This window comes from Bacillus cereus group sp. BfR-BA-01382, from assembly GCF_022663475.1.
Classification (GTDB): domain Bacteria; phylum Bacillota; class Bacilli; order Bacillales; family Bacillaceae_G; genus Bacillus_A; species Bacillus_A thuringiensis_S.
On record NZ_JAKUFQ010000026.1, the window covers coordinates 23,619 to 46,344 of the forward strand.

Below are 22,726 nucleotides of genomic sequence, written 5' to 3' on the forward strand. Positions count from 1 at the left end.
GTGTATGAAAGTTTACTTATTTTATCATACCATAAATTTATTCCTCATACGAAAGAAATTACCAATTTGTGAAAGATTTCATAGAAGGATGAGGAATAAATTAAGTGAAAATAAAAAGAGGAAGCAACTTGTATAAAGTTGCTTCCTTTACTATTCAAATTTCGTTGTCATCGTTCCGGTTTTATATCGATTATTAGGATCGAAACGTAATAAATCTCCATAAATTAATTTATCGGAGAGTTTTAATTCTGTTTTTGCTTTTTCAACATACGGCTGACATAGCGTCATGTCAGCTTCTTCACCCGTACTTCTTTTGTAGCACATATTTTTTGTATAAACATACTCTTCAGAAACAAAGCTACCATCACGCATTACCATAAGCGGGTCTTTTTCTTTAATAAATAAGTCAGTTCCAAATTCAACGGATTTATTTGTTTTAATACCAAGTAAATGAAGGAGCGTTGGTTTAATATCAATTTGACCAGATACTTTAGAAACAACTTTTCCTTCTTGACCAGGCACATGAATAATAAGAGGAACGCGTTGTAATTGCATAGAATCGAATGGTGTAATAGTATCTTTTCCTAGGAACTGTGCCATAGCTGCGTTATGGTTTTCGGAAATACCATAATGATCACCATAAATGACAATAACGGAATTATCATACAGTCCTTCTTCTTTTAATTGTTTAATAAATAATTTAAGAGCTTCATCTGTGTAACGAACAGTTGGGAAGTAGCGGTTTACAACACCACTTTCTGAGTTGAATTCATCAACATATTGGTCTTCCGGATTTAGAAGAAACGGAAAATGATTTGTTAATGTAATAAATTTTGTATAGAACGGTTGCGGTAAAGATTTTAACTTTGGAATAGATTGTTCAAAGAACTCTTTATCTTTTAATCCCCAACCGACAGACATTTGTTCCGTTCCTACGTAATCATTTAAATTAAAGTAACGATCATATCCAAGTGTAGGATACATTACATCCCGATTCCAAAACGTTTTATCGTTTGAATGGAAGACGGCAGAAGAATATCCGTATTTCTTTAATTGTTCTGGTGTAGCTGTGTATTCATTTGTTGCATGAGTAAAGAATACAGAACCACGATCTAGTGGGTAAAGTGAGTTTTCAACGATAAATTCAGCATCAGAAGTTTTACCTTGTCCAGTTTGATGATAGAAGTTATCGAAATAGAAGCTATCCTTAATAAATTCATTTAAAAATGGTGTAATTTCTTTTCCATTTATTTTTTTATTAATAACAAAGCTTTGTGTAGATTCCATTGAAATTAAAATTACATTTTTACCTTTTGCAGCTCCAAATAAGTTTTTATCAACTTGCTTGTCTTTTGAGTCTGTATAGTTCTTAATTTCAGAAAATCCATCGCCACTTGCAAATACACGCTCAGCTGAAGACTTGGATTGAAGTGTAATATCAAATAGATGATATGTGTATAAACCTAAATTTTTCACAACAGTTTGACGGTCAAATGAGCGTGAGAACATTTGTGGTTTATAAATAACTGATACAACAATTTGTAGTGCTAATAAAGCTGTTACACCGCTAAAGAAAGTTCGCTTCTCTGAGCGGGAAAGTGGTGTTTTGTCGCCAAATGATGGGAATTTACGCGAAATAAACATTAAAATAATTGCATCTGCAAATAAAAGTAATGTTTTGTACGTAAAGAGTTCTTTTATACTTGTCCCTAAATCAGCCATATTGTTTGTTTGGAATAAAACCGGGAAAGTAACGAAATCGTTATAGAACCCATAAAACATTGCGTTTCCAAATAAAATAAATGACAGTATAAAACTGATTCCAATTATAATTCGGTTTCGGTGCTTAGATGCAAGTAAAGCTAAGCCGAAAAATAAAAGTAACGCAGCTAGTGGATTAATAAAAAGCATGAATTCTTCAAAGAAATTATCAATTTTAATATCAAATGCTAGCTTGTACACAATATATGTTTTAATCCATAGTAAAACGACTGCAACGAGTGCAAATCGCAGTTTTGGAAACAGATGTTGTAGCATAATATACTCCTCTCCTAAAAAGCATGACAGTTCTTGTGAGTCAGTTTGCTTAACGACTCCTTTTATATATACGAACAGTCCTTTGTTATTATGATTATTATACTATGAGTATCATTATACGAAAATAAAAGGGGGTTGTGGGCTTTTTTATAATAATCGAGTAGAAAAAGATTGGTGGGAGACAATAAAACAGAATTTCTATGTATGATAATTATCGTACGTAGAAAGAATCGCGTGATATACGGAGGTTATAATGCGAAAATTATTATATTTTATAGCATGCAGTAGTGTTATACTTTTTACTTCACCGAGTGTGTCGGTAGCTCAATATGATGCACCTCTTATGGAAGATGCACTTTATTCTGTTTTATTTCCAAAAATAAATAAAGCAATTGAAAAACAATATGGAAGTTTGAAACCTTATCAATGTCCTAAAATTATTAGTTTAAAAAAAGTGTATAGCGGTACATATTTATTTCAAGCAAGTATTGAAGTGACAAAGTATGAACGTGTTGCTGGGAAAATTGCTCCACCATTTGAGAAGGTAACGATTACATTTAATAACGAAGAAGGCGAATGGGAAGTGACAAAGATTTCAGTAAAGCGCTTACCAAACGATACAAAATTAAACTGTAAAAAAACAATATAAAAAATTGTTTGACAAATAAAATGGTCCTTTGGTATTGTTAATAGCAACAATTAGATGTTTGAAAATTAAATAGACTTACCTCATCTACTCTCAAAGGTAGAGGCCGCGATAGGAAAGAGTAAGCTATGGGAGATTTAATGGAATCTGTGATCATAGGTTGAAAGGGACTATTGCCGAAATATAAGAATAACCATCTTATTCATATATTGGGACTACATTGAATAAATGTAGTACTGTCATAAGATTTATTTTATGGAGAGCTATTTGGAGATGTTGATGCGGTTTCTTATTTTGAGGAGATAACAACTCGTTTATTTTTTCAATATATATTTTTCCTAATAAGAAACGCGTGTGAACATTGTTCCGCGCGTTTTTTGTCTATCTAAAAGCGTGCTGCAATGAATAGAAGATTGGGGTTATGAGTTTTAGAGGAAATAAGGGAGGAATTTAAATGTATTTACACGGCACAAGCCGAATTAATGGGCAAGGACACTTAGAAATTGGAGGGTGCGATACGACGCAGCTAGCAAAGCAATACGGAACACCACTTTATGTATACGATGAAGAGTCTATTCGAGGAAAATGCCGAGCGTTTCATCGTGCTTTTAAAGAAAGTGGTTTCTCTTATCAAGTAGCATATGCAAGCAAGGCGTTCTTGTGCATGGAGATGTGCCGAGTAGCTCGTGAAGAGAATATGTCATTAGACGTTGTTTCTGGGGGAGAATTATATACTGCGCTCCAAGCTGGATTTCCAGCATCACGTATTCATTTTCATGGAAATAATAAAACAGAAGAAGAGATAGTGATGGCTCTTCAGGCGAATATTGGTTGTTTTGTCGTAGATAATTTCTTTGAATTAGAAATTTTACACGATTTAGCGATGCAACATGGAAAATTTGTGAACATATTAATTCGTGTAACACCTGGAGTAGAGGCGCACACACATGAATATATTACAACAGGCCAAGATGATTCGAAATTTGGATTTGGCGTTTCAAACGGTCAAGCGATGCAGGCAATTGGATTTGCTTTACAAAAATCAAATTATAATGTGCTAGGGATTCATTCACATATCGGATCGCAAATATTTGAAACAGCTGGTTTTGTTCGAGCAATTGAAGTTCTTCGCCAATTTTTAGAAGAAGTGAGAGAGCAAACAAACTATGTAGTAAAAGTGTTAAATGTAGGCGGGGGATTTGGAATACGCTACACAGAGTCGGATACACCATTAACTCTTGAGACATATGTGCGAGCTGTAACAAGTGCAGTGAGAGAACAATTTACTGTATGTGAATATCCATTGCCAGAAATATGGATTGAACCAGGCCGTAGCATTGTAGGTGATGCTGGGACAACAATTTATACAGTTGGATCTGTGAAAGATATTCCTGGTATTCGGAAATATGTATCAGTCGATGGTGGAATGACAGATAATTTAAGACCTGCTTTATATAGTGCGCGTTATGAAGCAATGTTAGCGAATCGAGGGAATGATGAGAATGAGGAACTCGTTTCGATTGCTGGGAAATGCTGTGAGAGTGGAGATATGTTGATTTGGGATATTCATTTACCAAAAGTCGCTTCTGCTGATTTACTAGCAGTTTCCTGTACAGGAGCCTACGGGTATTCGATGGCGAATAATTACAATCGGATTCGAAGACCAGCCGTGGTCTTTGCAAAAGGCGGAACATCGCAAGTAGTTGTGGAACGCGAAACATATGAAAATATTATTGGGAACGATCGCATACGTATTAAAGAGCTTGTCTAAATAGAAAAGGAGTTGTTCGGATGGGCAATTCCTTTTTTGTAAAATAAAATAATTAAAATATATCGGAAAACTAGGATTGAAAAAAATCAGAATTGTGATAAAATACAAATACAAAGCTTATCAAGAGAAGCGGAGGGAACTGGCCCGAAGAAGCTCGGCAACCTGCTTATAGAAAGCAAGGTGCTAAATCCAGCAAAATGGAATCCATTTTGAAAGATAAGGTAAAATATATTACCGAACAGTCTTTTCGAAATGGGAAAGATTTTTTTTATGAATAAAAAGGGGGGCTGTTCGCGTGAGTGTACGGGAACATTTTGATGAAGTATCCGAGAAGATTGAAGCGATGCTTGCTGATATGAAATATGGTTCAATTACAATTGTTGTGCAAGATGGAAAAGTAATTCAGTTAGAGAAAAGTGAAAAAGTACGTTTAAAGTGAAAAGCGCTGACTAGGAAAACTAGAGGCGGTTTTAACCTATTTTCATTAGGTTAAAACCGTCTTTTTGCTTTTACAGGGGGAAAAAACATGTTGACGTATGAAACGTGGGAAGAAAATGTTGTTTCATTTTCGGAAGAAGATGAAACAAAAGGCGCGTTATCAGTATTAAATTGGGCTTATGAAGAGTATAAAGATGAAATCGTCTATGCATGTAGCTTTGGGGTGGAAGGTATGGTATTGCTGCACCTTATAAACCAAGTAAATCCATCTGCTAAAGTTGTATTTTTAGATACAAATGTTCATTTTCAAGAAACGTATGAATTAATTCAAAGAGTGAGGGAACGATTTCCTTCATTGAATATTATAGAAAAACAGCCAGAACTTACACTTGATGAACAGGCGAAGTTGCATGGTGAAAAACTGTGGGAGAGCAATCCGAATCTTTGTTGTAAGATTAGAAAAATTTTACCTTTAGAAAAATCATTAGTCGTGGAAAAAGCATGGATATCGGGCTTAAGAAGGGAACAATCAGAAACACGTAAGCATACAAAGTTTATAAATCAAGATCATCGTTTTCAATCTATTAAAGTTTGTCCACTCATTCATTGGACGTGGAAAGAAGTTTGGCGATATGTATACAAACATAGCTTGCCGTATAACCCGTTGCATGATGTTGGCTATCCAAGTATTGGGTGTGAGAAATGTACTTTACCTGTAGGGGATGGTGGCGATTCAAGAGATGGTAGATGGGCTGGGAAAATGAAAACCGAATGTGGTCTTCATTATCAATAAGATGAATCTTGAAATAAAGCTAAGAGGGGATATAGAAAATGAGCACAGTAAACGAATTAGTAAACCGTATAGATGAGACATATGAGGTATCACAAATTGAAAAAGAAATTAAATTAGACAATATTGCTTTAAGTGATTTAGAACTATTGGCGACAGGTGGATATAGCCCGCTTACTGGTTTTTTAGGGAAGGAAGATTATGATTCAGTCGTAGAAACGCTTCGTTTAGCAAATGGTAGTGTGTGGAGTATACCGATTACATTACCGGTAACAGAAGAAGTCGCAGAAAGCCTGAAGACTGGAGAGGAAGTAAAGCTTGTCAACAATGGAAATATATATGGTGTTATTCAAATAGAAGATATTTTCGTACCAGATAAAGAAAAAGAAGCGTTACTTGTATATAAAACAACGGATGAGGTTCATCCAGGAGTGAAAAAGTTATATGAACGGCCAAACGTTTACGTTGGAGGAACTATTATTCTAACAAAACGCTTTGAAAATAATCAATTTCCTTCTTATCGTTTAGACCCAATTGAAACGAGAGAAGAATTTAAAAAACGTGGGTGGAAAACAGTAGTCGGATTTCAAACGAGAAACCCGGTACATCGTGCCCATGAGTATATTCAAAAATCTGCTCTTGAAATTGTAGATGGTCTCTTTTTAAATCCACTCGTTGGAGAAACGAAATCGGATGATATTCCTGCTGATGTAAGAATGGAAAGCTATGAAGTACTCCTTCAAAACTATTATCCGAAAAATCGTGTCTTTTTAAGTGTATTTCCTGCTGCAATGCGTTACGCAGGACCAAGGGAAGCTATATTTCATGCGTTAGTAAGAAAGAATTTTGGATGTACACACTTTATTGTAGGGCGTGATCATGCCGGAGTAGGAGATTATTACGGAACATACGAAGCGCAAGAAATCTTCACGAATTTTACGATAGAAGAGTTAGGCATTACACCACTATTCTTTGAACATAGTTTTTACTGCACGAAATGTGAAGCGATGGCTTCAACGAAAACATGTCCGCACGGAAAAGAAGATCATGTTATTTTATCGGGTACGAAAGTAAGAGAATTATTAAGAAACGGTGAGATTCCGCCAAGTACATTTAGTCGTAAAGAAGTAGTAGAAGTGCTAATTAAAGGTTTAAAAAAAGAAGTAGTAACAGAATAGGGAGAGAACGAGATGGATACGAATATTACTTGGCATATAGCTTCGGTTTCAAAAGATGATAGAAGAGTGAAGAATGGACATCACAGTTTTGTAATTTGGTTTACTGGTTTATCAGCTTCGGGTAAATCTACAGTAGCGAATGCGGTCGCTCGTAAACTGTTTGAAAAGAATATTGGAAATTATGTGCTGGATGGGGATAACATTCGCCACGGTTTAAATAAAGACTTAGGATTTTCTGAAAGTGATCGCATGGAAAATATAAGACGTATTGGCGAAGTGGCAAAGTTATTTGTAGATCAAGGAACAGTTGTCCTTACAGCATTTATTTCACCATTTCGAGTAGATCGCAAACAAGTTAGGGATCTATTAGCGGCAGATGAGTTTATAGAAGTGTTTGTAAAATGTCCAATTGAAGAGTGTGAAAAACGTGATCCAAAAGGGTTATACAAAAAAGCGAGACAAGGTGATATTAAAGATTTTACAGGTATTGATTCACCGTATGAGGAACCAGATCGAGCGGAATTAATTGTAGAAACGCACAAGTATTCTATTGAAGAATGTGCAGAACAAATCGTGAAGTACTTACAAGAGCGTAGTTTTGTCCCGTTGTTTGCTGGGAAGTAAAACGCCCACCTCAAAATTCGGCTGGAGCAGGCTGTAAATGCCCGATTGGTGAGGGTTGATTAAAGTTTCACTTTATATAGGGGGATTTAAAAATGAGTTATGAAAAAGTATGGGCTAATAATGAAAAATTAAATCAGACTGAGAAAAATAAATTAGCAAAAGATGGTTTGGAAATTTTTAATGATATTCCTTACTATGCGGAAAATGGATTCGAATCTATTCCGAAAGAAGAGTGGGACGCATTTAAATGGGCAGGATTGTATTTGCAAAGACCGAAAGAAGCTGGCTATTTTATGATGCGTGTAAATATTCCTTCAGGGATTATTACAAATGCGCAGGCGGAAGTGCTTGCTTCTATCGCTGAGGATTATGGACGTGATGTAATAGATATTACGACAAGACAGGCGATTCAGTTTCACTGGTTAGAAATTCAGCAAATGCCAGATATTTTTAAAAGATTAGCAAGAGTTGGGTTATCTTCAGCAGGGGCGTGTGGTGATATAACACGTAATATTACAGGTAATCCACTTGCAGGAATTGATGCGAATGAACTGTTTGATACAACGCATATTGTGAAGGAGGTATATGACTATTTCCAACATAATGAAGAGTTTTCTAACTTACCACGTAAATTTAAAATGTCTATTAGTTCTAACGTTTATAACTCGGCAAACGCAGAGATTAACTGTGTTGCATTTACACCTGCTACGAAAGAAATAGATGGTGAGAAAAAAGTTGGTTTTCATATAAAAGTAGGCGGTGGATTATCAGCCCGTCCATATTTAGCTGATGAATTAGATGTGTTCGTTTTACCAGAAGAAGTGAAGGCGGTAGCAATTGGGATTGCTACTATATTCCGTGATTTTGGATATCGCGAGAAACGTCATTTAGCTCGTTTGAAATTTCTTGTTGCAGACTGGGGAGCAGAGAAATTTAAAGAGAAACTAATAGAGTATACAGGACCATTGCAAAGTAAAGGAGAAAGTGCACTTAAAGGATGGAATGCAGGCTATTTTTATGGTGTTCAAGATCAAAAACAAGATGGATTAAAATATGTCGGTTTTAATGTGCCGGTAGGTCGTTTACATGCAAAAGAAATGTTTGAGATTGCAAGAATTGCAAAGCAGTATGGAAATGGACAAATTCGTACGTGTAACTCACAAAACTTCATCATTCCGAATGTTCCACCAGAAAATGTAACGGGTTTATTAAGTGAACCGTTGTTTGAAGCGATATCTGCAAGTCCGAAATCATTTATTGGTCATGCGGTTTCATGTACTGGTATTGAATATTGCAATCTTGCTCTAGTAGAAACGAAAGAAAGATTACGGAAAATTGCAGAATACTTAGATACAGAAATTGCACTTGATGTTCCAGTTCGAATTCATATGGTAGGATGCCCAAATTCATGTGGTCAACGTCAAATTGCTGACATCGGATTACAAGGGGTAAAAATGAAAACGAAGGAAAAAGGGATTGTTGAAGCATTTGAAATATATGTAGGTGGAACGTTGTTAGATGGCGGTGCCTATAATCAAAAGTTAAAAGGGAAAATAGATGGCGAGGATTTACCGGATGTACTCGCATCATTTATAAGTTATTTTAAAGAGAATAAGTTACCTGCCGAAACATTTTATGATTTTGTCGGACGTATCGGTGTAGATACATTGCAAATAGCTTTAAATAACGTGTTAGAAGAAGTAATAGCGTCTTAGGAGGGGCAATATGGAATTATATCGATTTGAAGCTGTATTAGCGAATAATATCGTTCCGATTGTTGTTGTTGCTCAAAGTGAAGAGCAGGCATTTAAGCTTGCGGAGATTGAGCTTGAAAAGCATTTTTTACCGTTGCCAGAAGTAAAGGAAATCTCCTTATTTGAAAAAAAGAAGATTCGAAAAGGTGCGGCATTTGTTATTCATGAGTAGAGATCAGTAATACGAAAAAATAAAAACTTCCATTCTTATATACGAATGGAAGTTTCATTTTAATAGAAGAAATGAGGAGAGATGATGGGGAAGGTGTATATAGTTGGAGCGGGTCCTGGCGATCCGGATTTAATTACTGTTAAAGGATTGAAATGTATTGAGAAGGCAGATGTTATTTTATATGACCGTCTCGTGAATAAAGAATTGCTTTCATATGCAAAGCCTGAAGCGGATTTAATTTATTGCGGGAAACTCCCGAATTATCACACGATGAAGCAAGAGACAATTAACACATTTCTTATTAAATATGCGAAAAAAGGAAAAGTTGTAACGAGGCTTAAGGGCGGTGATCCATTTGTATTTGGTAGAGGAGGAGAAGAAGCGGAAGCATTAGCAAAGCAAGGTGTACCATTTGAAATCGTCCCAGGCATTTCGTCTGGAATAGCTGTACCTGCTTATGCTGGTATTCCAGTGACGCACCGTGATGCAAGTGCAAGTTTTGCTATTGTGACTGGGCATAGGAAAGAAGGTGCTAAAGAAGAAGTGAAATGGGAAAATTTAGCGAAAGGTGTAGAGACGTTAGCTGTATATATGGGGGTTAGTAATTTACCCTACATATGCGAACAACTGATGAAGCATGGAAAAGATAAAAGTACGCCAGTTGCTATTATTGAGCAGGGGACGACGTCTATGCAGCGCACAGTTGTTGGAACGTTAGGGACAATTGTAGATGTTGCGAAAAAAGAGCAAATTCAAAATCCGAGCATGATTGTAATTGGAGAAGTTGTCCGTTTTAGAGAAAAAATCCATTGGTTTGAGAAGCAAACGGAAAATGCTTATCAAGTAAGTGGAGTGTTGTAAAATGAAAGCCGTCTTATATATATGTCATGGAAGTCGTTTGAGGGCAGCGAAAGAAGAGGCAATTCAATTTATTACGACATGTATGAGCCGTATAGAAGCGGCTATTCAAGAAGTTTGTTTTTTAGAGCTGGCGAATCCTTCTATTGAAGAAGGATTTCGTACATGTGCGAAGCGTGGTGCGACAGAGATTATTGCTATTCCTGTTTTCTTATTAGCAGCAGGCCATGTGAAGAATGATATTCCTTTTGAATTAGAAAAGTTAAATAATCAATACCCTAATATTAAGGTGACGTATGGTAATCCGTTTGGTGTATCAGAGACGCTTATAAAGTCGGTATATAACGGAAGTGGTATTGAAGAATATAAAGATGAAGTAACACTTTTACTCGTTGCAAGGGGTAGTAGCGATCCTGAAACTTTACAAGATATAAATCGGATCGCTACTTTATTTCAAGCAGAAGAAAAAATTGCTAAAGTAGAAGTTTGTTTTTTAGCAGCTGCGGAGCCGAAATTTGAGAAGAAATTAAAGGAAGTTGTAGAACGAAAAGAAAAGAACATCGTTGTACTGCCCTACTTGTTATTTACAGGTTTACTTATGAAACATATTGAGAAAGAAGTGCGCCAATATGAATTGGAAGAGATAAAAATCAGTCCATATTTAGGGAAGAATGAAGCGTTTCAAGATATGTTAATTCAGAAAACGACGGAGTTATTGAAGGGAGATCAGTATGTATCCACTTACAGTGCGAGTTAATGAGAAACGTGTTGTTGTTATTGGTGGGGGAAAAGTTGCAGGATTTAAAATTATTCCTTTACTCAAACAAGGTGCAGATATAGTTGTAATCAGTCCAGAATTAGATGCGAATTTAGTAAAACTTGTGGAAGAAAAGAAAATTCGTTGGTATCAAAGAGAATATGAAAAAAGTGATATTAAAAGTGCTTTTTTAGTTGTTGCAGCGAGTAGTGATTCAATATTAAATGAACAAGTTGCTGAAGATGCCGCGGAGAATCAATTAGTAAATGTTATTACAAATCCGGAAAGTGGTAATGTTCATTTTCCGGCAGCGATTCATCGTGGTTTGCTTAATATAGCAGTTTCTACTGGGGGAGCGAGCCCGAAGCTCGCAAAAAAAATTCGAGATGAGATTGCAAATAAATATGATGAGACATATGAATCGTATTTAGATTTTTTATATGAAGTAAGGGTGAAGTTAAAAGATTTACAGTTAGAAAAGAGGGAACGAAATATATTGCTCCAGGAAGTGTTGAAATCAGTATATATGCAAAACGAGGGGAAAAGAGAAAGTTTTTTGCGAGAATTAGAGGAAAAGGTTTTAAAATAATAAAAGATAAAGTGCGCTTTACAAATATAAAAATATAATTTATAATCACAAGTAACTTCAATAGATGAAATCGATGAGCAAGAAGAGTACGTATATTTGATGCGTTCAGAGAGCTGGGGTTAGGTGGGAGCCCGGTACGATAAATTATACAGAATGGGCTTGCGAGAGGTATGTTGAACATTGTAGTAGGCAACCCGGGTTCCGCCGTTAAAAGGATAGAGTATCGGAATTATTCCTGTACTTGAACAAGTGGGATTTATCAATCCAATTGAGGTGGTACCACGGTATTTACATTACATATATCGTCCTCTACATGCATATTTGCGTGTAGAGGACTTTTTTATTTTCTAAAGGAGGTGTGCGAGTATGAAATGAAAGTGTATAATTAACAAAAGTTTAAATATTCAGAAAAGGAGAATTTATGATGAAAGAAACACAGCAATGGACGTCGAAAATAGGCTTTGTACTCGCAGCAGCCGGAGCCGCAGTAGGTCTTGGTGCGATATGGAAATTTCCATATGTTGCAGGTAATGGCGGGGGAGGAGCATTCTTCCTTGTATTTTTACTATTAACTTTATTTATAGGTATGCCTCTTCTAATAGCGGAGTTTGTTATTGGACGTAGCACGCAAAAAGAGGCGGTTACAGCTTATAAAGTATTAGTGCCAAATAGCAAATTATATCCTTGGATTGGTCGTATGGGAGTTGTTACTTGTTTTAGTGTACTATCTTTTTATAGTGTTGTAGGTGGATGGATTTTACTTTATTTATATTATAGTGTGACAGGCAGTTTCTGGAATGGAGTAGCTGATTATGGACAATTGTTTGGTGAAACGATTTCAAATCCGTTAAGTGCGATTGGAGCACAATTTATCTTTATGCTTTGTACAATTTTTGTCGTAAGTAAAGGTGTAGAGAAAGGTATAGAAAAGGCAAGTAAGTACATGATGCCGCTATTATTTATTTTATTTATAGCGATTATTGTTCGTGCGTTAACACTCGATGGTGCTTTTGCTGGAGTAGAGTTCTTCTTAAAGCCAGATTTTTCAAAGCTTACAGCAGATACGATTTTATATGCGATGGGACAATCTTTCTTCTCGCTAACTGTAGGTGCCTCGGTAATGGTAACGTATAGTTCGTATTTAAAGAAAGAAGAACATTTAGCGAAATCAGCAACATCTATTGTAAGTTTAACTGTTTTTGTTACAGTACTTGCAGGATTAGCAATTTTCCCAGCGATTTTCGCATTAGGAGTTAAACCGACTGAAGGACCGGGATTACTGTTTATCGTCCTTCCAGCAGTATTTGCAAAAATACCATTTGGTCAATTTTTCTTTATTATGTTTTTAATTTTATTCTTCTTTGCGACTTTAACATCAGCAATTTCAATGCTTGAAATTGTAGTAGCATCTGTTGCGAAAGGTAATGAGAAGAAGCGTCCGTCAGCATCATTATTAATTGGTATTCTTATTTTTGCAGTCGGTATTCCATCAGCGTTATCATTTGGAATAATGAGTGACGTGAAAATATTCGGGAAAACATTTTTTGATTTAGTCGACTTTTCAGTAAGTAACGTATTGCTGCCGTTAGGAGTACTAGCTATTTCATTATTTGTACCAAATAAAATGAGTAAAGAATTGTTGATGAAAGAATTAGAAGTGACGGAAACGAAAGGGAAAACGTTATTTAACATTTGGTTCTTCTTACTTCGTTATGTCATTCCGGTAACTGTAATAATTGTATTTTTAAATGCGATAGGTATATTTAAAATGTTTGCATAAAAAAGACGGGGATCTACCGTCTTTTTTATGTTGATGAATGTAATAGCTGATTATACGCTTTATAGGCTGTGGTGACTGCGAGGAATGAACCGATTAAAAATAAAACTGAGCCGCCAAATGTAAATATCCGGCCGATATATGTCGTTCTAGCTTCTTCTATTTTTTGTTGTAATTGCGTATTCATATGGATCACCTCGTAAACTATAGGCATTTAGTTATAGTTTATGTAGAATGCCTATATTGTGTGAAGTGTAAATAAAAAACCTCGGTAGGCACCGAGGTTTTTTATAATCCGATATAAGGAGATGGGTCAACTGCGTTTGTCTTGCCGACATTCCATTCTCCAAGATGAAGTTCGAAGTGTAAATGTTGTCCGTATGATTGGCCCGTATTCCCCATAAATCCAAGCTGATCGCCTTGTTTTACAGTTTGTCCATTCGATACGGAACGGCTATTCATATGAGCATATACTGTCGTATATGTTTTTCCGTTTATACGGTGAGATAAGTACACTACGTTTCCGTAACTAGATGATAATTCTGAGCGAATAACAACGCCATCTGCAGCAGCGATAATTGGAACCGTTCCCGAAGCAGCGATGTCAATTCCTTTATGGTTATCTAAAGAACGTACACCGAATCCGGATGTTTTTGATCCAGCTGCTGGTTTGATAAAGCCACCGATATTTGTATCATGTGGTGTTGGAGCTGCTTGAGTTGCTTGAGCAGATTTAGTAGCTTGTTGTTTGCGAGCCTCTTCTGCCTGGCGAGCTTCTTCCGCTTTACGAGCTTCTTCGGCACGTTTTTCTTCTTCAATTGCTTTTTGAACAGCTTGACGTTGATTTTCTAAAATACCTTTGGATTCTTCTAATCCTTCAATCTCTGAATCTACTTGTGCTACTTTCGTATGTAGATCGTTAATAAGAGTTTGTTGCTGTTGTTGGTTATTTTGTAATTCTTGCTGTTTTTGTTCTAGTTTTTGCTCAGATTCTTTCAGTTGTTGTTCTTTTTTCTCAACAGCTTCTTTTTCTGTAGTTACAGCATTTTGATCAGATGTTTGTTTTTTTACAATATCTGTATCGTTGTTTAATATTAAACTTACGGAGTACATATTATCAACAAGATCAGCAATGTTTGTAGAGTTTGTTAATACTTCTGTAATGATATTTGTACGCGGTTTTTCTTGCATAGATTGTAATCGTTGTTTAATAACTTCCTGACGTGTATCTATGTTTGTTTGTAATTGTTCTATATGTTTCTTTTTGTCAGTAATTACTTGTTGTGTTTTGCTAATTTCTTTTTTTGTATCGTTTAATTCAGCCTCGTTTTTATTAATAGAAGTAGTTAATTCATCGATTTTCTTCTGTAATTCTTGAATTTCTTTTTCTATTTGTTCTTTCTCGACTGATTTATTTTGTAAGTCACTTTGTTTGCCTTCTAATTCAGATTGAATGTTAGTTAATTTATCTTGATTCGTTTCAGCGTATACGGGTGAAAGTAACGGGGAAGCAAAAATCGTTCCTGCTGCTAAAACACTAAACGCTGCAAATTTCTTTTTCATTGTTGTCTGACTCCTTTCCCTATGAATGTTATATATCATAAGAAGAAGGGTGTCTATCGTTGTAATCATAATGTAAAGAAAACTTTATAAAATTGCTAAGTTTTGTCGGAATTTATCATTTTTCAACTTTAATTGTCATAGTACTTACATTTTATTTATATGTGTAACAAAGGTAAATTTTTGATTTATTTGTAAAATGCAGGAGGGAAGTAAGAGTTTTTATGGGGTGAAATATTACTTAGAAAGCCAATGAAATACTAGTAAGGAATCGTTCTCATGTGAGGTTTTCTGACATGAGTTTATTTTTTGTCAAGAAAATTATTTGTGTTCGAGCAAAGTTATTTTGTTGTCAGATTTTAAATTTTGATTTATGATTTTTAACAGGGACAAAATGTAGTGAATTGTCGAATAATATGTAATACTCTTAATTTCTTAGTTTTATAGAGATAGAATGAGAGATAGAGTGACACATCGAAGAGGGGGTTACAACAAATATGAAAAGAATAGGACTTGCATGGCAAATATTAATAGGACTTGCACTTGGTATTGCAGTTGGGGCGATTTTCTTTGGCAATCCGGCTGTAGTGAGTTATTTACAACCAATTGGTGATATTTTCATCCGATTAATTAAAATGATCGTTGTACCGATTGTTGTAGCAAGTATTGTTGTTGGGGTTGCTGGTGTTGGCGATGTTAAAAAACTAGGTCGACTAGGCGGAAAAACAATTATTTACTTTGAAATTATTACAACAATTGCAATTATTGTTGGTCTATTAATAGCGAATATTTTCCAACCAGGAAAAGGCGTGAATATGGAGCAGTTAACAAAGACAGATATTTCAAAATATACACATACAACAGAGCAAGTACAAAGTCATTCATTTGCAGATACATTTGTAAATATTGTTCCAACGAACATTATGAAGTCATTAGCTGACGGAGATATGCTTGCTATTATATTCTTCTCTGTACTATTTGGTTTAGGTGTAGCAGCAATTGGTGAAAGAGGAAGACCAGTTCTTCAATTTTTCCAAGGTGTAGCTGACGCAATGTTTTATGTAACAAACCAAGTTATGAAATTTGCACCATTTGGTGTGTTTGCACTAATTGGTGTTACAGTTTCTACATTTGGTCTTGCTTCATTAATTCCATTAGGGAAATTACTAATTGTCGTATATGGAGCAATGATCTTCTTCGTCGTAGTTGTCTTAGGACTTACAGCGAAAATATTTGGAATTAACATTTTCCAATTCTTTAAGATTTTAAAAGACGAGCTGATCTTAGCGTATTCTACAGCAAGCTCAGAAACAGTTTTACCGAAAATCATGGAGAAAATGGAGAAATTCGGTTGTCCGAAAGCAATTACATCTTTCGTTATTCCGACAGGTTATTCATTTAACTTAGATGGATCAACTTTATATCAAGCAATTGCGGCGATTTTCTTGGCGCAAATGTACGGTATTGATTTATCTATTACACAACAAATTACATTATTACTTGTATTAATGGTTACCTCAAAAGGTATCGCAGGTGTACCGGGCGTATCATTCGTTGTATTATTAGCGACACTTGGTACAGTAGGTATTCCACCTGAAGGTTTAGCGTTCATTGCTGGTATTGACCGTATTTTAGATATGGCTCGTACAGCAGTTAACGTTGTAGGAAACTCTTTAGCAGCTGTAGTTATGTCTAAGTGGGAAGGTCAATATGACGCTGAAAAAGGACAAGCTTATTTAAAAGAGATTTCTGAAAAGGGTCAAGCTGCTTAATTATAATATGAACAAGCTCTCACATAATATGTGGGAGCTTTTCTGTATATAGAAGAGGAGCAGACATAATGAAACGTAAATATGGTGACGGTGCTTCGTGGAAGAGACTAATAGAAAAGAGTTATACGGTTAAGCAAGTGGAAGAGGGAATGCTCGGAATACTGGATATAAAAAAAGTGAGAGAGCCTAGTTGTAAAGAATATGATGGTAAAGAAATTTGTATTGCAAGTGATGGGTATACGTGGGTTCAATATTTCATTAATGGAAAGAACTTTGCGATTACAGCTATGTTAGATGATAGGCACAATTTAGTGCAATATTATATTGATGTGACGAAAGAATATGAAATAGACGATCGTGGTTTACCGTATTTTGATGATTTATATTTAGATGTAGTATTATTACCCAGCGGTAAGGTGTATATATTAGATGAAGAAGAGCTAGAGGATGCTTATAAAAGTGGCGATGTCACGAAGGAAGAGTATGAGTTAGCTTGGTACACTACGAAATGGATATTAGCAGCAATAAAAAATAGTGAATTTTATTGGATTTCAATATTGGAAGAAGAAATCGAAAAGTTAAAATGATTGTTGTATTCAAATTTTTGTATAATTACCAAAAAAATCTATACAAAAAATAATTGACTTTTGTTTTGTAAGCGAGTAAAGTTAGGGAAGAAATTATTATTAAAAAATAAATATGAAACCTTCTTATAAAGAGAGGCGGAGGGACTGGCCCTACGATGCCTCGGCAGCGGACTCGATTTCAGAGTGCTGTGCCAAATCCAGCAAGCGTGTGCTTGAAAGATGAGAAGAGTGTTTCTTATAGATGTATAAGACCTCTTCTCATCGGAAGAGGTCTTTTGTTATTCATTAGAAAAAGGTTGAAACTAGGGAGAGATGGTACTTTGAAAGAAACGAGAGGAAATGGTTTAGCTTTATTACCACTTGGGATATTTTTGGCGCTATTTATTGGTTCTGGAATTATTACAGGTGATTTCTATAAATTGCCGATACTTGTAGCGATTTCAATTGCTGTAGGAGTTGCTTTAGTGATGAATCGTAAAGAAAGTTTTAATGTGAAAGTAGAGCGGTTCGCTAAAGGTGCAGGAAATCCAGATATTATGATTATGGTATTAATTTTTGTGCTTGCTGGTGCATTTTCTGAAACTGCTAAAGGAATGGGCGGGGTAGATTCAACTGTTAATTTAGCGTTAACTATTTTACCGCCAGGATTTATCGTAGCTGGAATCTTTGTTATTGGTGCATTTATTTCATTAGCTATGGGGACTTCAATGGGAACAATTGCAGCGTTAGCACCAATTGCTGTAGGTATTAGTGGTCAAACTGATATCTCAATTGCGCTTACGATGGCTACTGTTGTTGGCGGAGCGATGTTTGGTGATAATTTATCATTTATTTCAGATACAACAATCGCAGCTGTTCGTTCACAAGGAACAGAAATGAAAGATAAGTTTAAAACGAACTTTTTAATTGTATTACCAGCGGCTATTATTACAATTGTACTATTAGTAATAGTTACTTCAGGAAGTGATACCCAGGTTAAAGCGCATAGCTTTGATTGGATAAAGATTTTACCGTACGCAGGAGTACTTATTACAGCTCTACTTGGCTGGAATGTACTTATCGTATTAACTGGTGGAACTGTACTATCTGGTGTTATCGGTCTTATAGATGGAAGTTACACGTTAGAAAGTTTCTTTAAAAGTGTAACGACTGGAATGGGCGGTATGATGGAGTTAGTATTACTTGCTATATTAATTGGCGGTATGGTTGAATTAATCCAATATAATGGTGGTATTCAATATTTAATGAATGTATTAACACGTAATATTCGTTCGAAAAAAGGAGCGGAATTTGGTATTGCTGGTTTAGTGAGTATGACGAATATGTGTACAGCAAATAATACGATTTCGATTATTTTTACAGGCCCGCTTGCAAAAAATATTGCGGATCAATATGAAATAGATCCTCGTAAATCAGCGAGTGTATTAGATCTTTTCTCATGTTGTGTGCAAGGGTTGATCCCGTACGGTGCCCAAATGTTAACGGCAGCAGGATTTGCAGCGTTATCTCCGGTTGAATTGTTACCATATGCATTTTATCCAATTTTAGTTGGAGTATGTGGGATTGTTTCTATTTTAATTGGGTTTCCAAGGTTTTCGAAAGTAGCTGAGAAAAAAAAGTATCATAAAACAGCTTAATCTAATATGAACGTTAGTAATTAAAAAACGTGCAGAGAATAGACTCTGCACGTTTTTTTGCGTAAAGGGCTGAATATGACTCGGTCTTAAGTCTGAGTTAAAAACGGTTCTTAAGCTCGTTATGGAAAGATGAAAAAATAGTTAAGATAAGAGTATCAAATCGAAGGGAGGCAAGCACAAGATGAAACAATTTCTAGCGTTTATCGCAGCCGGTATTTTGGCTTTAATTGCTCTTGGTAGTCTTGCTGGTATTGTAGGATTCGCAATCGGGGCAGGAGTTGTATATTGGAGCTATAAATCATTTGTGCGAGCTAAATCATTTTTTGGAAAGTTAGCTTGGGGTATTGTTGGTTTAATCGGTTTATCCATTGCACTTTCTCATTCACCAGCATTAATCGGTATCGCTGCTTTAGTGGTTTTATACTACGGATACCGTGAGTGGAAAAAAGAAAAAGATGTAGTTGTTGAATCTGCTCCAGAAAGTTCTAAACCATATAGCAACTTTGAAGATGAGTGGAACAAATTAATGAAAAACTAAAACAATAAATCAAATTATAATTAAAGTAGAAGAGAGGAAGATTTATAATGAAACAATCTTTATTCGGACGTGTACGCGATGCAATTTTAGCTGATTTTCATAACGTGTTAGATGAGAAGGAAAGAAAAAATCCAATTGCGATGTTAAACCAATATTTACGTGATAGTGAGCGTGAAATAACAAAAATTGAGAAGTTAATTGAGCGTCATAAAACATTAAAATCTAACTTCGCTCGTGAGCTTGAGCAAGCACGTTATTTCGTTAATAAAAGATCAAAGCAAGCTATCGTTGCTCAAGAAGCAGGCGAATTACAATTGCACGAACGTGCGTTAGAAGAGGTAGCTTATTATGAAGGGCAAGTAACTCGATTAGAAGAAATGTATGCAGGTGTTGTAGAGCAAATTGATGAGTTAGAGCGTCGTCTTTCTGAAATGAAAAATAAATTAAAAGAAATGCACGCAAAGCGTATGGAACTAATGGCACGTGAAAATATGGCACATGCAAATCGTCGGATGAATACTGCGATGCATAAAATGGATGAAAATAATCCGTTCTTACGATTTGAAGAAATTGAAGATCACATTCGTGACTTAGAAACTCGTATGAATGAAGGGCATGAGCGTGACACATTTGATATGAAAATTGCAAAACTTGAGCGTGAAATGAAAGAAAAGAATGATGTATCGTTAACGAAAGAGTTAACAAAATAATAGTAGTATATTATAAAACAGGCTTATGATATAGTGATAGGAGAAAAGGTGTTGGAAAGCAATGCCTTTTCTTCTATGTATATGTGACAAGAAGGGGGGAGCTGAAGTGAAGAAACATTTTTCAAAGACACAATTAATGGGGATGCTCCTCATCATATTTGGGTTCGGTCTTTTTCTTGATATGATACTTGGACATTTTGAACCAGGTGGTCTCATTTTTGCATTTATTATGCTTATGTTTGGAAGGCATTATCGTAAAAAGAATCGTTATGTACGGGGGAATGTATTTTTATTTGTTGGTGGTATCGTATTTTTATTTTTCTTATTTTCATCAGCAGCATTTGTTCTTGTCGTATTTGCTTGTTTAGCTTTAATTGGTTATCAATTGATTCAACAAGGACATCAGCAAAAAGCAATGAAGGTTGAAATTAAAGAAAAAGGGATTATAGACGAAGAGAAGCAAATATATCGTACAGAACCATATTTGAAAAATATGTTTGTAGGCAATGTACGAATGATGGATCATATTTATGAACTTGAGGATATTAATGTTCAATATGGTGCTTGTGATGTGGAAATAGATTTAACAACTGCTATGATTCCAGAAGGAGAAACAGTAATTGTTATTCGAGGTGTCGTTGGTAATATTCGTTTATATGTGCCATATGATATTGAACTTTCTTTAAATCACTCTGTTATTGTCGGCCGTGTGCTCTTGCCAGGTCATGAAGAGACAGGGTTTAACCGCAATGTTACATTTAGAACAGAGCAGTATAAAGAGGCTCCTCGTCGTATTAAAATTATTTCTTCGCTTGTCGTAGGCGACACGGAAGTGAGGAAAGTATAATGAAGAAACAAAAAAATATTTCGTGGATGTATATTCGTTATTCTATGTTGTCCTCTGTTAGTATCGCACTCATTTGTACAATTGTATATGTTTGGAAAAGCGAGCAACAAGTGTATGATTTATTATGGAAGGAATCCATCGCTTCTGTTCCAATTGGCTTGTTTATTATGACTACAAGTTTACTTATCGGGGGAATTGTAGGATATGCAATCGGTTACTATATAGAGCAGCGTATACAAGGATTAAATACTTTTCTATTTGAAGTAGAGCGAGGGAATTTTCCGAGTGATGTTTCGTTTACTGCGGATGATGAATTTCATGAAGTGGAGCGAAAAGTAATCGTTCTGGCTCGTCGATTAGAGGAGCAAGCTGGACTCTTTCAAAAAGTAACGAATGAACGAGCTCATTGGAATGAAGAGATGAGACAAGAAGCGATTTCTCAAGAAAGGCATCGCTTAGCAAGGGAGTTGCATGATTCAGTAAGTCAGCAGCTTTTCGCAATGTCGATGATGATGTCAGCGATTAATGAACAAATAACTGAATTTCCAGATGTGACAAAAAAACAATTACAACTTGTTGAAAATATGGTTGTAAATGCTCAATCAGAAATGAGAGCATTGCTCCTTCATTTACGTCCTGTACAATTGGAAGGTAAGAAACTGACAGAAGGTATAGAGGAATTATTAACGGAATTATCGCGAAAACAACATATGAAAATTGAATGGCTTATTGAGCCAATAGAATTAAAAAAAGGTGTAGAAGATCATTTATTCCGTATTGTGCAAGAAGCGCTATCAAATACGTTGCGACACGCGAAGGCAAAGAAAACAGAAGTGCGCCTTCGAAAAATTGATCAATATGCGATTTTAAAAATCATTGATGACGGTGTTGGGTTTGAAGTAGGCGTTAATAAAGCCGGTTCCTATGGCTTAAGATCGATGCAAGAGCGTGTTCATGAAATTGGTGGGACACTCAAGGTACTGAGTTTCCCGGCCAAAGGTACACAAATAGAAGTGAAAGTACCGATTATGCTTGAGAGAGGGGGAGAAGTATGATAAAAGTATTGCTTGTCGATGATCATGAAATGGTTCGTATGGGTGTATCGGCATATTTATCTACACAACCAGATATTGAAGTGGTCGGGGAAGCTGAAAATGGAAAAAAAGGATCAGAATTAGCACTGCAATTAAGACCGGATATTATTTTAATGGACCTTGTTATGGATGAGATGGATGGTGTCGAAGCAACACGTGCTATTATTCAAGAATGGCCAGAAGCAAAAATTGTAGTTGTAACAAGCTTTTTAGATGACGAAAAATTGTATCCTGTTATTGAGGCTGGGGCGACTAGTTATTTATTAAAAACATCAAGAGCAAGTGATATAGCGGACGCTGTACGAGCTACTTATGATGGAGAAACGGTATTAGAGCCGAAAGTTACCGGGAAAATGATGTCCCGTATGCGTCAAAAGAAAGAGCAACCTTTGCATGAGGAGTTAACAGAAAGAGAGTCTGAAATTTTGTTATTAATTGCAGAGGGGAAAAGTAATCAAGAGATTGCAGATGAATTGTTTATTGCCCTCAAAACAGTAAAGACACATGTGAGTAATATATTAAATAAACTAAATGTAAGTGACCGGACACAGGCGGTTATTTATGCATTTAGACATCAATTAACGAAATGA

At 35.7% G+C, this 22,726-nt stretch carries 23 protein-coding genes, 3 riboswitches and 1 other annotated feature; of the genes, 20 read left to right on the forward strand and 3 right to left on the reverse strand.

Annotated elements, in window-relative coordinates; genetic code table 11:
* Window positions 1–150: 150 nt before the first annotated feature.
* Window positions 151–2,037: an LTA synthase family protein gene (locus MR160_RS13085; RefSeq protein ID WP_000939085.1), complete on the reverse strand. Its 1,887-nt coding sequence runs from the start codon at window positions 2,035–2,037 to the stop codon at window positions 151–153.
* Window positions 2,038–2,290: 253 nt separating this feature from the next.
* Here MR160_RS13085 and MR160_RS13090 point away from each other — a divergent pair, with 253 nt between their 5' ends.
* From MR160_RS13090 to MR160_RS13145, 12 genes are all read left to right on the forward strand, one after another.
* The gene (locus MR160_RS13090) at window positions 2,291–2,686 is read left to right on the forward strand and encodes a DUF3888 domain-containing protein (protein WP_001228823.1); all 396 of its coding nucleotides are present in this window, start codon (window positions 2,291–2,293) and stop codon (window positions 2,684–2,686) included.
* 89 nt (window positions 2,687–2,775) lie between these two features.
* Window positions 2,776–2,957, forward strand: a riboswitch (Lysine riboswitch).
* Between the two features lie 180 nt (window positions 2,958–3,137).
* Entirely contained in the window at window positions 3,138–4,454 is a 1,317-nt protein-coding gene (lysA, locus tag MR160_RS13095; RefSeq protein ID WP_000280641.1) for a diaminopimelate decarboxylase, read from the forward strand.
* Window positions 4,455–4,568: 114 nt separating this feature from the next.
* A riboswitch (SAM riboswitch) is annotated at window positions 4,569–4,677 on the forward strand.
* A gap of 72 nt (window positions 4,678–4,749) precedes the next feature.
* Window positions 4,750–4,893 (forward strand): YezD family protein, encoded by a 144-nt coding sequence (locus MR160_RS13100; protein ID WP_000116158.1) that lies wholly within the window; start codon window positions 4,750–4,752, stop codon window positions 4,891–4,893.
* A gap of 87 nt (window positions 4,894–4,980) precedes the next feature.
* Window positions 4,981–5,685: a phosphoadenylyl-sulfate reductase gene (locus MR160_RS13105; RefSeq protein ID WP_000959017.1), complete on the forward strand. Its 705-nt coding sequence runs from the start codon at window positions 4,981–4,983 to the stop codon at window positions 5,683–5,685.
* Between the two features lie 38 nt (window positions 5,686–5,723).
* Window positions 5,724–6,860, forward strand: coding sequence for a sulfate adenylyltransferase (gene sat, locus MR160_RS13110; protein WP_000108784.1), 1,137 nt, complete (start codon window positions 5,724–5,726; stop codon window positions 6,858–6,860).
* 12 nt (window positions 6,861–6,872) lie between these two features.
* A complete protein-coding gene (gene cysC / locus MR160_RS13115; protein WP_000380490.1) occupies window positions 6,873–7,484 on the forward strand; it encodes an adenylyl-sulfate kinase in 612 nt (203 codons plus the stop codon).
* A 92-nt stretch (window positions 7,485–7,576) separates the two neighbouring features.
* A complete protein-coding gene (locus MR160_RS13120; protein WP_000119600.1) occupies window positions 7,577–9,199 on the forward strand; it encodes a nitrite/sulfite reductase in 1,623 nt (540 codons plus the stop codon).
* 10 nt (window positions 9,200–9,209) lie between these two features.
* Complete coding sequence (locus tag MR160_RS13125) at window positions 9,210–9,410, forward strand: DUF3906 family protein (protein ID WP_000424929.1); 201 nt, start codon at window positions 9,210–9,212, stop codon at window positions 9,408–9,410.
* 84 nt (window positions 9,411–9,494) lie between these two features.
* Window positions 9,495–10,271 carry a uroporphyrinogen-III C-methyltransferase gene (cobA, locus tag MR160_RS13130; protein ID WP_000521280.1) on the forward strand — a complete coding sequence of 259 codons (777 nt, stop codon included), beginning with the start codon at window positions 9,495–9,497 and terminating at the stop codon, window positions 10,269–10,271.
* Between the two features lies 1 nt (window position 10,272).
* Window positions 10,273–11,025: a sirohydrochlorin chelatase gene (locus MR160_RS13135; RefSeq protein ID WP_000648894.1), complete on the forward strand. Its 753-nt coding sequence runs from the start codon at window positions 10,273–10,275 to the stop codon at window positions 11,023–11,025.
* Window positions 11,000–11,614, forward strand: a complete 615-nt coding sequence (locus MR160_RS13140; RefSeq protein ID WP_000283361.1) for an NAD(P)-binding protein — start codon at window positions 11,000–11,002, stop codon at window positions 11,612–11,614. The genes MR160_RS13135 and MR160_RS13140 overlap by 26 nt, the downstream gene beginning before the upstream one ends.
* A 64-nt stretch (window positions 11,615–11,678) precedes the next feature.
* Window positions 11,679–11,927: a binding site (T-box leader), on the forward strand.
* Between the two features lie 111 nt (window positions 11,928–12,038).
* Window positions 12,039–13,394, forward strand: a complete 1,356-nt coding sequence (locus tag MR160_RS13145) for a sodium-dependent transporter (RefSeq protein ID WP_000665434.1) — start codon at window positions 12,039–12,041, stop codon at window positions 13,392–13,394.
* Window positions 13,395–13,419: 25 nt separating this feature from the next.
* Here MR160_RS13145 and MR160_RS13150 read toward each other — a convergent pair whose 3' ends face one another.
* Window positions 13,420–13,578: a hypothetical protein gene (locus tag MR160_RS13150; protein WP_242297441.1), complete on the reverse strand. Its 159-nt coding sequence runs from the start codon at window positions 13,576–13,578 to the stop codon at window positions 13,420–13,422.
* 101 nt (window positions 13,579–13,679) lie between these two features.
* Window positions 13,680–14,954, reverse strand: coding sequence for a murein hydrolase activator EnvC family protein (locus MR160_RS13155; RefSeq protein WP_242297443.1), 1,275 nt, complete (start codon window positions 14,952–14,954; stop codon window positions 13,680–13,682).
* Window positions 14,955–15,448: 494 nt separating this feature from the next.
* On the opposite strand from MR160_RS13155, the gene gltP reads away from it, so the two are divergent.
* The 8 genes from gltP (at window position 15,449) to MR160_RS13195 (ending at window position 22,726) form a co-directional block, all read left to right on the forward strand.
* Window positions 15,449–16,723 (forward strand): glutamate/aspartate:proton symporter GltP, encoded by a 1,275-nt coding sequence (gltP, locus tag MR160_RS13160; RefSeq protein ID WP_000821134.1) that lies wholly within the window; start codon window positions 15,449–15,451, stop codon window positions 16,721–16,723.
* Between the two features lie 68 nt (window positions 16,724–16,791).
* Window positions 16,792–17,310, forward strand: coding sequence for a ribonuclease FAU-1 family protein (locus tag MR160_RS13165; RefSeq protein WP_000824630.1), 519 nt, complete (start codon window positions 16,792–16,794; stop codon window positions 17,308–17,310).
* A gap of 120 nt (window positions 17,311–17,430) precedes the next feature.
* Window positions 17,431–17,536, forward strand: a riboswitch (SAM riboswitch).
* A gap of 94 nt (window positions 17,537–17,630) precedes the next feature.
* On the forward strand, window positions 17,631–18,947 hold the full coding sequence (locus MR160_RS13170; protein ID WP_000665498.1) for a Na+/H+ antiporter NhaC family protein: 1,317 nt from the start codon (window positions 17,631–17,633) through the stop codon (window positions 18,945–18,947).
* A 181-nt stretch (window positions 18,948–19,128) separates the two neighbouring features.
* A complete protein-coding gene (locus MR160_RS13175) occupies window positions 19,129–19,485 on the forward strand; it encodes a lmo0954 family membrane protein (RefSeq protein ID WP_000808640.1) in 357 nt (118 codons plus the stop codon).
* 47 nt (window positions 19,486–19,532) lie between these two features.
* On the forward strand, window positions 19,533–20,195 hold the full coding sequence (locus tag MR160_RS13180; protein ID WP_000814131.1) for a PspA/IM30 family protein: 663 nt from the start codon (window positions 19,533–19,535) through the stop codon (window positions 20,193–20,195).
* A gap of 106 nt (window positions 20,196–20,301) precedes the next feature.
* Window positions 20,302–21,042, forward strand: a complete 741-nt coding sequence (liaF, locus tag MR160_RS13185) for a cell wall-active antibiotics response protein LiaF (protein ID WP_000716094.1) — start codon at window positions 20,302–20,304, stop codon at window positions 21,040–21,042.
* The gene (locus MR160_RS13190; RefSeq protein WP_000744327.1) at window positions 21,042–22,097 is read left to right on the forward strand and encodes a sensor histidine kinase; all 1,056 of its coding nucleotides are present in this window, start codon (window positions 21,042–21,044) and stop codon (window positions 22,095–22,097) included. Before liaF ends, MR160_RS13190 begins: the two co-directional genes overlap by 1 nt.
* Window positions 22,094–22,726, forward strand: coding sequence for a response regulator (locus MR160_RS13195; RefSeq protein WP_000598702.1), 633 nt, complete (start codon window positions 22,094–22,096; stop codon window positions 22,724–22,726). The genes MR160_RS13190 and MR160_RS13195 overlap by 4 nt, the downstream gene beginning before the upstream one ends.

What these genes read in the sequence shown, in the direction of transcription:
- MR160_RS13085 (WP_000939085.1), bottom strand. Translation starts at nt 2,037, where the DNA reads ATGCTACAACATCTGTTTCCAAAACTGCGATTTGCACTCGTTGCAGTC.
- MR160_RS13090 (WP_001228823.1), top strand. Translation starts at nt 2,291, where the DNA reads ATGCGAAAATTATTATATTTTATAGCATGCAGTAGTGTTATACTTTTT.
- lysA (WP_000280641.1), top strand. Translation starts at nt 3,138, where the DNA reads ATGTATTTACACGGCACAAGCCGAATTAATGGGCAAGGACACTTAGAA.
- MR160_RS13105 (WP_000959017.1), top strand. Translation starts at nt 4,981, where the DNA reads ATGTTGACGTATGAAACGTGGGAAGAAAATGTTGTTTCATTTTCGGAA.
- sat (WP_000108784.1), top strand. Translation starts at nt 5,724, where the DNA reads ATGAGCACAGTAAACGAATTAGTAAACCGTATAGATGAGACATATGAG.
- cysC (WP_000380490.1), top strand. Translation starts at nt 6,873, where the DNA reads ATGGATACGAATATTACTTGGCATATAGCTTCGGTTTCAAAAGATGAT.
- MR160_RS13120 (WP_000119600.1), top strand. Translation starts at nt 7,577, where the DNA reads ATGAGTTATGAAAAAGTATGGGCTAATAATGAAAAATTAAATCAGACT.
- MR160_RS13125 (WP_000424929.1), top strand. Translation starts at nt 9,210, where the DNA reads ATGGAATTATATCGATTTGAAGCTGTATTAGCGAATAATATCGTTCCG.
- cobA (WP_000521280.1), top strand. Translation starts at nt 9,495, where the DNA reads ATGGGGAAGGTGTATATAGTTGGAGCGGGTCCTGGCGATCCGGATTTA.
- MR160_RS13135 (WP_000648894.1), top strand. Translation starts at nt 10,273, where the DNA reads ATGAAAGCCGTCTTATATATATGTCATGGAAGTCGTTTGAGGGCAGCG.
- MR160_RS13140 (WP_000283361.1), top strand. Translation starts at nt 11,000, where the DNA reads ATGTATCCACTTACAGTGCGAGTTAATGAGAAACGTGTTGTTGTTATT.
- MR160_RS13145 (WP_000665434.1), top strand. Translation starts at nt 12,039, where the DNA reads ATGAAAGAAACACAGCAATGGACGTCGAAAATAGGCTTTGTACTCGCA.
- MR160_RS13150 (WP_242297441.1), bottom strand. Translation starts at nt 13,578, where the DNA reads ATGAATACGCAATTACAACAAAAAATAGAAGAAGCTAGAACGACATAT.
- MR160_RS13155 (WP_242297443.1), bottom strand. Translation starts at nt 14,954, where the DNA reads ATGAAAAAGAAATTTGCAGCGTTTAGTGTTTTAGCAGCAGGAACGATT.
- gltP (WP_000821134.1), top strand. Translation starts at nt 15,449, where the DNA reads ATGAAAAGAATAGGACTTGCATGGCAAATATTAATAGGACTTGCACTT.
- MR160_RS13165 (WP_000824630.1), top strand. Translation starts at nt 16,792, where the DNA reads ATGAAACGTAAATATGGTGACGGTGCTTCGTGGAAGAGACTAATAGAA.
- MR160_RS13175 (WP_000808640.1), top strand. Translation starts at nt 19,129, where the DNA reads ATGAAACAATTTCTAGCGTTTATCGCAGCCGGTATTTTGGCTTTAATT.
- MR160_RS13180 (WP_000814131.1), top strand. Translation starts at nt 19,533, where the DNA reads ATGAAACAATCTTTATTCGGACGTGTACGCGATGCAATTTTAGCTGAT.
- MR160_RS13190 (WP_000744327.1), top strand. Translation starts at nt 21,042, where the DNA reads ATGAAGAAACAAAAAAATATTTCGTGGATGTATATTCGTTATTCTATG.
- MR160_RS13195 (WP_000598702.1), top strand. Translation starts at nt 22,094, where the DNA reads ATGATAAAAGTATTGCTTGTCGATGATCATGAAATGGTTCGTATGGGT.